Genomic DNA, 11,815 nt, shown 5'->3' with positions numbered 1-11,815 from the left:
ATATTGACATTAAAAAATGTGAGTGATAGAATATTCAAGGTGCTTCCGATTATACTTGTTACTTTGGAGGATATGAAATGTCTTATGAAAAAGTAATGCAAGTTCAATCACGAATAATTATCGGAACAAAGCAGACACTTAAAGCCATGAAAAATGGTGAAATAAGTGAAGTGTTTATTGCTGATGATGCTGATCAACATATGACACAAAAAGTCGTAAGTTTGGCTAAGGAGCTTGGCATCCCTTGTCAGTATGTAGATTCCAAGAAAAAACTTGGGGTTGCATGTGGCATAGAGGTAGGTGCATCAACCGCAGCAGTAAAGCATGAATAGTTTTAGCGAATCTTTCGTTGAAGCTTTGTTTTTTGCCAAAAGATGAACCACCTGGATGTGTGGGATTACAAACCCCGCGCAAAACATTAGCTAAACAGATGATATAGATTATGAAGGGAGGAAAATACAATGCCTACTATTAACCAGCTTGTACGCAAAGGACGCGTAAGCAAACCAAAGAAGTCTGACTCTCCAGCACTTAACAAAGGGTACAATAGTTTTAAGAAGAAACTAACGGACCAAAACTCACCACAAAAACGTGGGGTATGTACTCGTGTTGGTACACTAACACCTAAGAAGCCGAACTCAGCACTTCGTAAATATGCTCGTGTACGTCTATCTAACAATATGGAAGTAACTGCATATATCCCTGGAATTGGTCACAACCTTCAGGAGCACAGTGTTGTACTTCTACGTGGAGGTCGTGTTAAAGACTTACCTGGTGTTCGCTATCACATTGTTCGTGGTGCGCTAGACACTGCGGGTGTTGAAGGACGTCAACAAGGTCGTTCTAAATACGGTACCAAAAAACCGAAGCAATAAGTAACTGATTAACTCATTCAAATAGAAGAAAGGAGGAAGGACATATGCCACGTAAAGGACCAGTACCTAAACGCGATGTCTTGCCAGATCCACTTTATAAATCCAAACTAGTGACTCGTTTAATCAACCAGATCATGATTGACGGAAAAAGAGGTAAAGCGCAAAAAATTCTTTACAATGCATTTGAATTAGTTTCTGAAAGAAGCGGACAAAATGCAATGGAAGTTTTTGAACAGGCAATGAAGAATGTAATGCCGGTGCTAGAAGTACGTGCTCGTCGTGTTGGTGGTTCAAACTACCAAGTACCGATGGAAGTACGCCCAGAACGTCGTCAAGCATTAGGACTTCGTTATATTGTAAACTACTCTCGTCTACGCGGAGAGAAAACAATGGAAGAACGACTAGCAAATGAAATCTTAGATGCTTCTAATAATACAGGTGCTTCCGTTAAAAAACGCGAAGAAATGCACAAAATGGCAGAAGCGAACAAAGCATTCGCTCACTATCGCTGGTAAGATAAAACAAACCCAAGCTAGGAAGGAGAAGAATACATGGCTAGAGAGTTCTCCTTGGAAAAGACGCGTAATATTGGTATTATGGCACACATTGATGCAGGTAAGACCACTACTACTGAGCGTATTCTTTTCTATACAGGACGTATTCATAAAATTGGTGAAACACACGAAGGTGCTTCGCAAATGGACTGGATGGAGCAGGAGCAAGAGCGTGGAATTACAATTACTTCCGCTGCAACAACTGCTGCATGGAAAGAACATCGTATCAATATTATTGATACGCCGGGTCACGTAGACTTCACTGTAGAGGTTGAACGTTCCCTACGCGTGCTTGACGGAGCAGTAACAGTACTTGATGCTCAATCTGGTGTTGAGCCACAAACTGAAACAGTATGGCGTCAAGCAACAACCTATGGTGTACCAAGAATCGTATTCATTAATAAAATGGATAAAATTGGTGCAGATTTCCTTTACTCAACAGGTACGCTAAAAGAGCGTTTAGGTGCAAATGCACATCCTGTTCAGTTACCAATCGGTGCTGAAGATAACTTTGAAGGAATCATTGACCTAATCACGATGGAAGCATTCTTTTATGAGGATGATTTGGGAACTCGTGCTGAGGCTCGTGACATTCCTGATGAGTATAAAGAAAAAGCAGAAGAGCTACGCGGCAGCTTGATCGAAGCTGTATCTGAGCTTGATGAAGAATTGATGATGAAGTATCTAGAAGGAGAAGAAATCTCTAACGATGAACTGAAAGCAGCAATTCGTCAAGCTACATTGAATGTAGAATTTTACCCAGTATATGCTGGTTCAGCTTTCAAAAACAAAGGTGTTCAGTTAATGCTTGATGGTGTACTTGATTATCTACCTGCTCCAACAGACGTTGCTGCAATTGAGGGTATCGTTCCTCGAACAGAAGAGAAGGTAACTCGTCCTTCTGATGATAATGCACCGTTCTCTGCTTTAGCATTTAAAGTAATGACAGACCCTTATGTTGGTAAGCTTACTTTCTTCCGCGTATATTCTGGAACATTAGATTCAGGTTCCTATGTGAAAAACTCTGTAAAGGATAAGCGTGAACGTGTAGGACGTATCCTGCAAATGCACGCAAATTCCCGTGAAGAGATTTCTCGCGTATACTCTGGTGAGATCGCAGCAGCTGTTGGTTTGAAAGACACAACTACTGGTGACACTCTATGTGATGAAAAGGATTTAGTTATTCTTGAGTCAATGGACTTCCCAACACCAGTAATTGGCGTAGCTATTGAACCGAAGACAAAAGCAGACCAAGATAAAATGGGTATTGCTTTAGCTAAGCTTGCTGAAGAGGATCCAACGTTTAAAACGGAAACAAACGAAGAAACCGGCCAAACAATTATTTCAGGTATGGGTGAGCTTCACCTAGATATCATTGTTGACCGATTAAAGCGTGAGTTTAAAGTAGAAGCAAATGTTGGTGCCCCTCAAGTTGCTTACCGTGAAACGTTCCGTGCATCTGCTGAAGTCGAAGGTAAATTCGTACGTCAGTCTGGTGGACGCGGTCAATATGGTCACGTATGGGTTAAATTCGAACCAAACGAAGAAGGCGCTGGATTCGAATTTGAAAACAAAATTGTTGGTGGTGTTGTACCACGTGAATACATCCCTTCTGTTGAAGCTGGAATTGAAGAATCAATGGAAAATGGTGTATTAGCTGGTTACCCACTAATTGATATAAAAGCTACATTATATGATGGAAGCTACCATGACGTTGACTCTAACGAAATGGCATTTAAGATTGCGGCATCCATGGCTTTGAAAGCAGCTAAGAACAAATGTAACCCTGTTTTACTAGAGCCAATTGCTAAGGTTGAAATTGTTATCCCAGAAGAATACATGGGAGATATTATGGGAGATGTTACCTCTCGTCGTGGTCGTGTGGAAGGAATGGAAGCACGTGGACCTCTTCAAGTTGTGAGAGGATTTGTGCCTCTATCTGAAATGTTCGGTTACGCAACTGCGTTACGTTCGAACACACAAGGACGCGGAACATTCACTATGCATTTTGACCATTATGAAGAAGTACCGAAGAGTATTTCTGAAGAAATTATTAAGAAAAATGCTGGTGAATAATTGATTTTTTGATAAATCTAAAGTATAACTTGTATTGAAGGCAAAGAAATGATGTCTATCATTGTTTCTTTGCACATCATAAAATTACAAAAAACACTTTTACTTATTTAAAGGAGGAACTATAAATGGCTAAAGAAAAGTTCGATCGCTCTAAAAGTCACGTAAACGTTGGTACAATTGGACACGTTGACCATGGTAAAACTACATTAACTGCTGCAATTACAATTGTAATGCATAAAAAATCTGGTAAAGGTACGGAAATGGCTTATGACCAAATCGATAACGCACCAGAAGAAAAAGAACGTGGAATCACAATTGCAACTTCCCACGTAGAATATGAAACAGATACTCGTCACTACGCACACGTTGACTGCCCAGGTCACGCTGACTATGTTAAAAACATGATCACTGGTGCTGCTCAAATGGACGGAGCTATCCTAGTAGTATCTGCTGCAGATGGTCCAATGCCACAAACTCGTGAGCATATCTTACTTTCTAAAAACGTTGGAGTACCTTCAATCGTTGTATTCCTTAACAAAACAGATATGGTAGACGATGAAGAATTACTAGAACTTGTAGAAATGGAAGTTCGTGATCTATTAACAGAATACGATTTCCCTGGTGATGATGTACCAGTAATCAAAGGTTCTGCTCTTAAAGCAATTGAAGGAGATGCAGAATACGAAGAAAAAATCGTTGAACTAATGAATGCTGTTGACGAGTATATCCCAACTCCAGATCGTGACAAAGACAAACCATTCATGATGCCTGTTGAGGACGTATTCTCTATCACTGGACGCGGTACAGTTGCCACTGGTCGTGTTGAACGTGGTGAAGTACGTGTTGGTGATGAGGTTGAAATCATCGGTCTAAACGAAAAAGCTGAGAAAACTACTGTAACTGGTGTGGAAATGTTCCGTAAGCTTCTTGACTATGCTGAAGCTGGAGACAACATTGGTGCACTTCTGCGTGGTGTTGCTCGTGAAGAAATCAATCGTGGACAGGTGCTTGCTAAACCAGGCTCTATTACTCCACACACTAAATTTAAATCAGAAGTTTATGTTCTATCTAAAGAAGAAGGTGGACGTCATACGCCATTCTTCGCAAACTATCGTCCACAATTCTATTTCCGTACTACTGACGTAACAGGTGTTATTACACTTCCAGAGGGTACTGAAATGGTTATGCCTGGAGATAACATCGAAATGAGTGTTGAGCTTATTTCACCAATCGCTATTGAAGATGGTACTCGCTTCTCTATCCGTGAAGGCGGACGTACTGTTGGATCTGGTGTTGTAACTTCAATTGAAAAATAATTAATGCTATAATATAAAGCACAGCTGGCGTGACGACGCTATCTGTGCTTTGTTTTTTTATATGATGAACCGTTAAATAGTAAATCTAATAATAATGAAATAGATGAATCTTATAATATTTTAAACTGTAATAGCTAGAATTTCTGCGATTTTCCAGTTTTATTTTAGTATAATCCCTTGAAATCACTAGCTAGAACACGTATAATACATAGATGTGCAATTCCCTAGAATTTATGTATAAAGGGTTGCATTGACCAGTTTTTTTCTATATAATAATAATGTTGGTCATCAGAGGCGATGAAACGGAAGGTTGTTGGCACACCCGGCCCCTTTGCCATGGCTGGTTGTTAAGAAATTTCCGTGGAGTATGTCTATACAAATATGGGCGAAAAAGGAGGGAAAATAATGGCAAAAGAAAAAATCAGAATCCGTTTAAAAGCTTATGATCACCGTATTCTAGATCAATCAGCTGAGAAAATTGTAGATACTGCGAAGCGTTCAGGTGCAAATGTGTCTGGTCCAATTCCGCTACCTACAGAAAAATCAGTTTACACTGTACTACGTGCGGTTCATAAATATAAGGATTCACGTGAACAATTCGAAATGCGTACACATAAGCGTCTAATCGACATTGTTAATCCTACACCACAAACAGTTGATTCACTAATGCGTCTTGACTTACCATCTGGTGTAGATATCGAAATCAAACTATAATTTTTGTTTTAAATAGGAGGTGTAACGGATGACGAAAGGAATCTTAGGTCGTAAAATCGGCATGACTCAGCTATTTTCTGAAACTGGAGAGTTAATCCCTGTTACAGTTATTCAAGCTGAGCCAAATGTGGTATTGCAAAAAAGAACGTTAGAGAATGATGGTTACGAAGCGCTACAACTCGGTTTTGCTGATGCGAAGGAATCACGTACTAACAAAGCGGAAAAAGGTCATGCTGAAAAAGCAAACACAACCCCTAAGCGCTACGTTCGTGAAATCCGTAACGCAAATCTTGATGAATATGAAGTAGGTCAAGAAATCAGCGTTAATGTTTTTGAAGCTGGAGATAAAATCGATGTAACTGGTACAACAAAAGGGAAAGGATTCCAAGGTTCCATTAAGCGTCACAACCAACAACGTGGCCCAATGTCCCATGGATCTCATTACCACAGAAGCCCGGGTTCTCTAGGTGCTGTTGACCCAATGCGTGTATTTAAAGGAAGACCACTTCCAGGGCGTATGGGTGGCGATCAAGTAACGATTCAAAACCTAGAAATTGTCAATGTAGATGAAGAACGCAATCTACTTTTAGTCAAAGGTAATGTTCCAGGTGCAAAAAAATCATTCGTAAAAATCACGAGTGCAATTAAGGCTAACTAATCATACACACGAAGGGAGGATATGTCATGCCTAAAGTAGCACTATTAAAACAAGACGGTACAAAAGCTGGTGATATGGAATTAAATGATTCTGTATTCGGCATTGAACCAAACACACATGTTTTACATGAAGCAGTAGTAATGCAACGTGCGTCTTTACGTCAAGGTACGCATGCGGTAAAAAACCGTTCTGAAGTACGTGGTGGTGGTCGTAAACCATGGCGTCAAAAAGGAACTGGTCGTGCACGTCAAGGTTCTATTCGTTCTCCACAATGGGTTGGCGGTGGAACTGTATTCGGACCAACACCGCGCAGTTACAGCTACAAATTACCAAAGAAAGTCCGTCGTCTAGCGCTAAAATCTGCACTATCTTCAAAGGTAAACGAAGATAACCTTGTAGTTTTGGAAAGTATCGTAATGGATACTCCAAAAACGAAAGAAATAGTTAAGATGCTAGATGCATTGAATGTTGATACAAAAGCATTGATTGTAGTTTCTGAAAAAGATGAGTCAGTTATCCGCTCAGCAAACAACTTGCAATCTGTTAATGTTCTAACTGTAGAAGAGCTAAATATTCTAGACTTGCTTGGACATGACAAGCTGATCCTAACGAAGGATGCAGCTGAAAAAGCAGGGGAGGTGCTTGCATAATGAAAGATCCACGTGATATTATTAAGCGCCCTGTCATCACTGAGAACTCAGCTGATTTAATGGCAGAAAAGAAATACACGTTTGAAGTAAGCCCTAAAGCTAACAAAACAGAAATTAAAAACGCTGTTGAACTAGTTTTTGGAGTGAAAGTAGAAAAAGTAAACACAATGAACTTAAAAGGTAAATTCAAGCGAATGGGACGTTACGGTGGGTATCGTTCAGACCGCAAAAAAGCTATCGTACAGCTTTCAGAAGATAGTAAAGAACTAGACTTCTTTGAAGCATAACAAAAGAATTTTGTGAAGGAGGGAAAACAAGATGGCGATTAAAAAGTTCAAACCGACGTCAAATGGTAGACGTAATATGTCCGTATCTGATTTTGCAGAAATCACCACAGATACGCCAGAAAAATCCCTTTTAAGCCCGCTTTACAAACGTGGTGGTCGTAATAATCAAGGGAAATTAACTGTTCGTCATCAAGGTGGCGGCCATAAGCGTCAATACCGTATCATCGATTTCAAACGTGATAAAGATGGTATACCAGGACGCGTTGCTACTGTTGAATATGATCCGAACCGTTCAGCTAATATTGCATTAATTCATTATGCTGATGGTGAAAAACGTTATATTCTAGCACCAAAAGGAATCAAAGTAGGTCAGGAAATTGAATCTGGCGAAGGTGCTGATATTAAATTAGGAAATGCTCTACCACTAGCAAATATTCCAGTTGGTACGATCATTCACAATGTTGAATTAAAGCCAGGACGCGGCGGACAGCTTGCTCGTTCAGCTGGTGCTGAAGCTCAAATCCTTGGACGTGAAGAGAAGTACACATTGGTTCGTTTAGCATCAGGAGAAGTTCGTTTAGTATTATCTACTTGTCGTGCTACTGTAGGTCAAGTTGGTAACATCGAACATGAGCTTGTTCGTGTTGGTAAAGCAGGACGTTCTCGTTGGTTAGGCAAGCGCCCAACTGTACGTGGATCTGTTATGAACCCGAATGATCACCCACACGGTGGTGGTGAAGGACGTGCGCCAATCGGACGTAAATCACCAATGTCACCTTGGGGTAAACCAACCCTTGGATATAAAACACGTAAACGCAACAAGCCGTCTGATAAATATATCGTTCGTAAGCGTAAAAAATAAACGAAAACTGTGGCGGGAAAAATTACCCGTCTCTCAAGTGCGAAAGGAGGTTTATCCATGGGTCGCAGTTTGAAAAAAGGACCTTTTGCAGATGACCATCTGATGAAAAAGATTGAAGTTTTAAATGAAGGCGATAAAAAACAAGTAGTAAAGACTTGGTCTCGTCGCTCTACTATATTCCCTACTTTTGTCGGACATACGATTGCTGTTTATGACGGACGTAAACATGTTCCAGTATATATTACAGAAGACATGGTCGGACACAAATTAGGAGAATTCGCGCCAACACGCACTTACAAAGGGCATGCCGGCGATGATAAGAAAACAAAACGCTAATGAGAGGAGGCACACAACATGCAAGCTAAAGCCGTTGCGAAATCGGTTCGTATTGCTCCTCGTAAAGTACGTTTAGTCGTTGATCTTATTCGAGGAAAAAATGTTGGTGAAGCAATTGCGATTTTACGCCATACACAGCGCGGTGCTTCTCCAGTCGTAGAAAAAGTTTTAAACTCTGCGATCGCTAATGCAGAGCATAACTACGAAATGGATACAGACAATCTAGTAGTTTCGGAAGCATTCGTAAACGAAGGTGCTACATTGAAACGTTTCCGTCCACGTGCACAAGGACGTGCAAGCAGAATTAACAAGCGCACAAGCCACATCACAGTTGTGGTAACAGAAAAGAAGGAGGGATAGTCAGTGGGTCAAAAAGTAAATCCAACAGGTCTTCGCGTCGGTATTATTAAAGACTGGGAGTCTAAATGGTACGCAGGCAAGGACTATGCAGACTTACTACACGAAGATATTAAAATTAGAGAATATCTTGAAAACCGCTTAAAAATTGCTGCTGTTTCTTCGATCGAAATAGAACGTGCAGCAAACCGCGTGAACATTACGATTCATACTGGTAAACCAGGTATGGTAATTGGTAAAGGCGGATCAGAAGTAGAAGCACTACGTAAATCATTGAACAGCCTTACAGGCAAACGAGTTCATATCAATATCGTAGAAATCAAAAAAGTCGATATCGATGCAACATTAGTTGCTGAAAATATTGCTCGTCAATTAGAAAACCGTATTTCATTCCGTCGTGCTCAAAAACAAACCATTCAACGTGCAATGCGCGCTGGAGCAAAAGGGATTAAAACACAAGTATCTGGACGTCTTGGCGGAGCAGATATCGCTCGTGCGGAACATTATAGTGAAGGAACAGTACCACTACACACTTTACGTGCTGATATAGACTATGGTACAGCAGAAGCTGATACAACCTATGGTAAATTAGGTGTAAAAGTGTGGATTTACCGTGGAGAAGTCCTTCCAACTAAATCAGAAAAATAAGGAAGGGGGCAATGCATTATGTTAATGCCTAAACGTGTGAAATATCGTAGACAACATCGTGGTAAAATGAGAGGCCAAGCTAAAGGCGGCACAACAGTAGCTTTCGGTGAATTTGGTCTGCAAGCAACAGAAGCTTCATGGATTACTAGCCGTCAAATCGAGGCTGCTCGTATTGCAATGACTCGTTACATGAAACGTGGCGGTAAGGTTTGGATTAAAATCTTCCCAGACAAACCATACACTGCAAAACCCCTAGAGGTTCGAATGGGTTCCGGTAAAGGTGCTCCTGAAGGATGGGTAGCAGTAGTTAAGCCAGGGAAAATTATGTTTGAAATCGCAGGTGTATCAGAAGAGGTTGCTCGCGAAGCGTTGCGTCTTGCTTCTCATAAACTTCCGATCAAAACTAAGTTTGTAAAACGTGAAGAAATTGGTGGTGAAAGCAATGAAGGCTAATGAAATTAGAGAACTAACCACTGCCGAAATTGAACAAAAAGTTAAATCGTTAAAAGAAGAACTATTTAATTTACGCTTCCAACTTGCAACAGGCCAATTGGAAAACACTGCACGCATTCGTGAAGTTAGAAAGTCAATTGCACGTATGAAAACTGTAGTACGTCAACGTGAATTAAGCGTAAATAACTAGAAAATTGAAGAGGAGGTTAGCCTCGATATGACTGAACGTAATAATCGTAAAGTATACACAGGCCGTGTTGTTTCCGATAAAATGGATAAAACAATTACTGTTTTAGTTGAAACGTATAAGTTCCACAAGCTATACGGCAAACGTGTAAAATACTCTAAAAAGTTAAAAGCACATGATGAAAATAACCAGGCTAAAACTGGTGACATTGTAAGTATCATGGAAACTCGTCCGCTATCAGCTACTAAGCGTTTTCGTCTAGTTGAAGTTGTTGAAGAAGCGGTAATTATATAATATAGTTCGCTAAGGAAGATCCGAAGGGAGGTCACAGCGATATGATTCAACAAGAAACTCGTTTGAAAGTCGCAGATAACTCTGGTGCTCGTGAATTGCTAACCATTAAAGTATTGGGTGGATCAGGACGTAAAACAGCTAATATCGGTGATGTTATTGTATGTACTGTAAAAGAAGCAACACCAGGAGGCGTTGTCAAAAAAGGTGACGTTGTTAAAGCTGTTATTGTTCGTTCGAAGTCTGGTGCACGCCGTAAAGATGGGTCATATATTCGTTTTGATGAAAATGCAGCGGTAATCATCCGTGATGATAAAAGTCCAAGAGGAACTCGTATCTTCGGACCAGTCGCACGTGAATTACGTGATGCAAAATTCATGAAAATCGTATCTCTTGCTCCAGAAGTATTATAAGCTAAAAATTAGCCTTGTTAGGAGGTGCGTTAAGCATGCATGTAAAAAAAGGTGATAAAGTTAAAGTAATTTCCGGCAAAGACCGTGGAAAAGAAGGTACTATCTTAGAAGCATACCCGAAAAAGGATCGTGTGCTAGTTGAAGGAATTAATATGATTAAAAAACATGCCAAACCTTCTCAAGAAAACCCGCAGGGCGGTATTCTTAATCAAGAAGCACCAATCCATGTTTCTAACGTAATGCCGATAGATCCTAAATCCGGTGAACCAACTCGTGTTGGGCATGAAGTACGTGATGGAAAGAAAGTCCGCATCGCTAAAAAATCCGGTGAAGCATTAGATAAATAGGTTCAGCGAAAGGAGGGCGACATGATGAATCAACTTAAAAATAAATACCAAGATGAAATAGTACCATCTTTGATGAATAAATTTAACTATGAATCTGTGATGCAAGTACCAGCAATCGAGAAGATTGTCATCAACATGGGTGTTGGTGATGCAGTACAGAACTCAAAAGCTTTGGATAACGCTGTCGAAGAGCTTTCATTAATTTCTGGTCAAAAGCCAATGATAACTCGTGCAAAGAAATCTATCGCTGGTTTCCGTCTCCGTGAAGGAATGCCAATCGGTGCTAAAGTAACCCTTCGCGGTGAGCGTATGTACGAATTTCTTCAAAAGCTAATTGCAGTATCACTTCCACGTGTACGTGACTTCCGTGGTATTTCTAAAAAAGCTTTTGATGGTCGTGGAAACTACACATTAGGTGTTAAAGAACAACTAATTTTCCCAGAAATTAACTATGATAAAGTTAACAAAGTACGTGGTATGGATATTGTTATCGTAACAAGCTCCAATACTGACGAAGAAGCTCGTGAACTTCTGGCTCAGCTAGGCATGCCTTTCCAAAAGTAAACGAAAGAGCTAATACAAGGAGGGAAAATAGTGGCTAAAAAATCAATGATTGCAAAACAAAAACGTCCACAAAAGTACCAAGTACGTGAATATACACGTTGTGAACGTTGTGGCCGTCCACATTCTGTAATCCGTAAATTTAAACTTTGCCGTATTTGTTTCCGTGAACTTGCCTATAAAGGTCAAATTCCTGGTGTCAAAAAAGCAAGCTGGTAAACCCCGATTCG

At 40.3% G+C, this 11,815-nt stretch carries 20 protein-coding genes; all 20 read left to right on the top strand.

Annotated features, from left to right (window positions below; all coding sequences use genetic code 11):
* Positions 1-77: 77 nt before the first annotated feature.
* The 20 genes from Q1A47_RS02005 to Q1A47_RS01910 all read left to right on the top strand — a co-directional run bounded on the left by Q1A47_RS02005 (position 78) and on the right by Q1A47_RS01910 (position 11,804).
* Positions 78-332, top strand: coding sequence for a 50S ribosomal protein L7ae-like protein (locus Q1A47_RS02005; RefSeq protein WP_026680228.1), 255 nt, complete (start codon positions 78-80; stop codon positions 330-332).
* Between the two features lie 129 nt (positions 333-461).
* Positions 462-875: a 30S ribosomal protein S12 gene (rpsL, locus tag Q1A47_RS02000; RefSeq protein ID WP_026680229.1), complete on the top strand. Its 414-nt coding sequence runs from the start codon at positions 462-464 to the stop codon at positions 873-875.
* Positions 876-919: 44 nt separating this feature from the next.
* Positions 920-1,390 (top strand): 30S ribosomal protein S7, encoded by a 471-nt coding sequence (rpsG, locus tag Q1A47_RS01995; RefSeq protein ID WP_026680230.1) that lies wholly within the window; start codon positions 920-922, stop codon positions 1,388-1,390.
* 36 nt (positions 1,391-1,426) lie between these two features.
* Positions 1,427-3,505 (top strand): elongation factor G, encoded by a 2,079-nt coding sequence (gene fusA, locus Q1A47_RS01990; protein ID WP_026680231.1) that lies wholly within the window; start codon positions 1,427-1,429, stop codon positions 3,503-3,505.
* Between the two features lie 125 nt (positions 3,506-3,630).
* Positions 3,631-4,821, top strand: a complete 1,191-nt coding sequence (gene tuf / locus Q1A47_RS01985) for an elongation factor Tu (RefSeq protein ID WP_026680232.1) — start codon at positions 3,631-3,633, stop codon at positions 4,819-4,821.
* Between the two features lie 405 nt (positions 4,822-5,226).
* A complete protein-coding gene (gene rpsJ / locus Q1A47_RS01980) occupies positions 5,227-5,535 on the top strand; it encodes a 30S ribosomal protein S10 (protein ID WP_021292712.1) in 309 nt (102 codons plus the stop codon).
* 28 nt (positions 5,536-5,563) lie between these two features.
* Positions 5,564-6,193, top strand: a complete 630-nt coding sequence (gene rplC, locus Q1A47_RS01975) for a 50S ribosomal protein L3 (RefSeq protein WP_026680233.1) — start codon at positions 5,564-5,566, stop codon at positions 6,191-6,193.
* A 26-nt stretch (positions 6,194-6,219) separates the two neighbouring features.
* Positions 6,220-6,843 carry a 50S ribosomal protein L4 gene (gene rplD / locus Q1A47_RS01970; protein ID WP_026680234.1) on the top strand — a complete coding sequence of 208 codons (624 nt, stop codon included), beginning with the start codon at positions 6,220-6,222 and terminating at the stop codon, positions 6,841-6,843.
* The gene (gene rplW / locus Q1A47_RS01965) at positions 6,843-7,130 is read left to right on the top strand and encodes a 50S ribosomal protein L23 (protein WP_026680235.1); all 288 of its coding nucleotides are present in this window, start codon (positions 6,843-6,845) and stop codon (positions 7,128-7,130) included. The genes rplD and rplW overlap by 1 nt, the downstream gene beginning before the upstream one ends.
* Positions 7,131-7,161: 31 nt before the next feature.
* On the top strand, positions 7,162-7,992 hold the full coding sequence (gene rplB, locus Q1A47_RS01960) for a 50S ribosomal protein L2 (protein ID WP_026680236.1): 831 nt from the start codon (positions 7,162-7,164) through the stop codon (positions 7,990-7,992).
* 57 nt (positions 7,993-8,049) lie between these two features.
* The gene (gene rpsS / locus Q1A47_RS01955) at positions 8,050-8,328 is read left to right on the top strand and encodes a 30S ribosomal protein S19 (protein WP_026680237.1); all 279 of its coding nucleotides are present in this window, start codon (positions 8,050-8,052) and stop codon (positions 8,326-8,328) included.
* Between the two features lie 18 nt (positions 8,329-8,346).
* The gene (rplV, locus tag Q1A47_RS01950) at positions 8,347-8,688 is read left to right on the top strand and encodes a 50S ribosomal protein L22 (protein WP_026680238.1); all 342 of its coding nucleotides are present in this window, start codon (positions 8,347-8,349) and stop codon (positions 8,686-8,688) included.
* 3 nt (positions 8,689-8,691) lie between these two features.
* A complete protein-coding gene (gene rpsC / locus Q1A47_RS01945) occupies positions 8,692-9,333 on the top strand; it encodes a 30S ribosomal protein S3 (RefSeq protein ID WP_026680239.1) in 642 nt (213 codons plus the stop codon).
* Between the two features lie 18 nt (positions 9,334-9,351).
* Positions 9,352-9,786: a 50S ribosomal protein L16 gene (rplP, locus tag Q1A47_RS01940; protein ID WP_026680240.1), complete on the top strand. Its 435-nt coding sequence runs from the start codon at positions 9,352-9,354 to the stop codon at positions 9,784-9,786.
* Positions 9,776-9,976, top strand: a complete 201-nt coding sequence (gene rpmC / locus Q1A47_RS01935) for a 50S ribosomal protein L29 (RefSeq protein ID WP_026680241.1) — start codon at positions 9,776-9,778, stop codon at positions 9,974-9,976. The genes rplP and rpmC overlap by 11 nt, the downstream gene beginning before the upstream one ends.
* 27 nt (positions 9,977-10,003) lie before the next feature.
* Positions 10,004-10,267 (top strand): 30S ribosomal protein S17, encoded by a 264-nt coding sequence (rpsQ, locus tag Q1A47_RS01930; RefSeq protein ID WP_121604289.1) that lies wholly within the window; start codon positions 10,004-10,006, stop codon positions 10,265-10,267.
* A 41-nt stretch (positions 10,268-10,308) separates the two neighbouring features.
* Positions 10,309-10,677 (top strand): 50S ribosomal protein L14, encoded by a 369-nt coding sequence (gene rplN / locus Q1A47_RS01925; protein ID WP_026680243.1) that lies wholly within the window; start codon positions 10,309-10,311, stop codon positions 10,675-10,677.
* A gap of 35 nt (positions 10,678-10,712) precedes the next feature.
* Positions 10,713-11,024, top strand: a complete 312-nt coding sequence (gene rplX / locus Q1A47_RS01920) for a 50S ribosomal protein L24 (protein WP_026680244.1) — start codon at positions 10,713-10,715, stop codon at positions 11,022-11,024.
* Positions 11,025-11,048: 24 nt separating this feature from the next.
* The gene (gene rplE / locus Q1A47_RS01915; RefSeq protein ID WP_026680245.1) at positions 11,049-11,588 is read left to right on the top strand and encodes a 50S ribosomal protein L5; all 540 of its coding nucleotides are present in this window, start codon (positions 11,049-11,051) and stop codon (positions 11,586-11,588) included.
* A 30-nt stretch (positions 11,589-11,618) separates the two neighbouring features.
* Positions 11,619-11,804, top strand: a complete 186-nt coding sequence (locus tag Q1A47_RS01910; RefSeq protein ID WP_019375521.1) for a type Z 30S ribosomal protein S14 — start codon at positions 11,619-11,621, stop codon at positions 11,802-11,804.
* Positions 11,805-11,815: the final 11 nt, after the last annotated feature.

The organism is uncultured Virgibacillus sp. (assembly GCF_947495635.1).
Taxonomy (GTDB): domain Bacteria; phylum Bacillota; class Bacilli; order Bacillales; family Amphibacillaceae; genus Virgibacillus; species Virgibacillus salarius.
This window is presented reverse-complemented; position numbering and strand designations above follow the sequence as displayed.

Bases quoted from the DNA above. Each gene is read 5' to 3' on its own strand.
- rplC (WP_026680233.1), top strand. From the start codon at position 5,564: ATGACGAAAGGAATCTTAGGTCGTAAAATCGGCATGACTCAGCTATTT.
- rpsG (WP_026680230.1), top strand. From the start codon at position 920: ATGCCACGTAAAGGACCAGTACCTAAACGCGATGTCTTGCCAGATCCA.
- rplV (WP_026680238.1), top strand. From the start codon at position 8,347: ATGCAAGCTAAAGCCGTTGCGAAATCGGTTCGTATTGCTCCTCGTAAA.
- tuf (WP_026680232.1), top strand. From the start codon at position 3,631: ATGGCTAAAGAAAAGTTCGATCGCTCTAAAAGTCACGTAAACGTTGGT.
- fusA (WP_026680231.1), top strand. From the start codon at position 1,427: ATGGCTAGAGAGTTCTCCTTGGAAAAGACGCGTAATATTGGTATTATG.
- Q1A47_RS02005 (WP_026680228.1), top strand. From the start codon at position 78: ATGTCTTATGAAAAAGTAATGCAAGTTCAATCACGAATAATTATCGGA.
- rplN (WP_026680243.1), top strand. From the start codon at position 10,309: ATGATTCAACAAGAAACTCGTTTGAAAGTCGCAGATAACTCTGGTGCT.
- rplX (WP_026680244.1), top strand. From the start codon at position 10,713: ATGCATGTAAAAAAAGGTGATAAAGTTAAAGTAATTTCCGGCAAAGAC.
- rpmC (WP_026680241.1), top strand. From the start codon at position 9,776: ATGAAGGCTAATGAAATTAGAGAACTAACCACTGCCGAAATTGAACAA.
- rpsJ (WP_021292712.1), top strand. From the start codon at position 5,227: ATGGCAAAAGAAAAAATCAGAATCCGTTTAAAAGCTTATGATCACCGT.
- rplP (WP_026680240.1), top strand. From the start codon at position 9,352: ATGTTAATGCCTAAACGTGTGAAATATCGTAGACAACATCGTGGTAAA.
- rplB (WP_026680236.1), top strand. From the start codon at position 7,162: ATGGCGATTAAAAAGTTCAAACCGACGTCAAATGGTAGACGTAATATG.
- rplW (WP_026680235.1), top strand. From the start codon at position 6,843: ATGAAAGATCCACGTGATATTATTAAGCGCCCTGTCATCACTGAGAAC.
- rpsS (WP_026680237.1), top strand. From the start codon at position 8,050: ATGGGTCGCAGTTTGAAAAAAGGACCTTTTGCAGATGACCATCTGATG.
- rplE (WP_026680245.1), top strand. From the start codon at position 11,049: ATGAATCAACTTAAAAATAAATACCAAGATGAAATAGTACCATCTTTG.
- rplD (WP_026680234.1), top strand. From the start codon at position 6,220: ATGCCTAAAGTAGCACTATTAAAACAAGACGGTACAAAAGCTGGTGAT.
- rpsL (WP_026680229.1), top strand. From the start codon at position 462: ATGCCTACTATTAACCAGCTTGTACGCAAAGGACGCGTAAGCAAACCA.
- rpsQ (WP_121604289.1), top strand. From the start codon at position 10,004: ATGACTGAACGTAATAATCGTAAAGTATACACAGGCCGTGTTGTTTCC.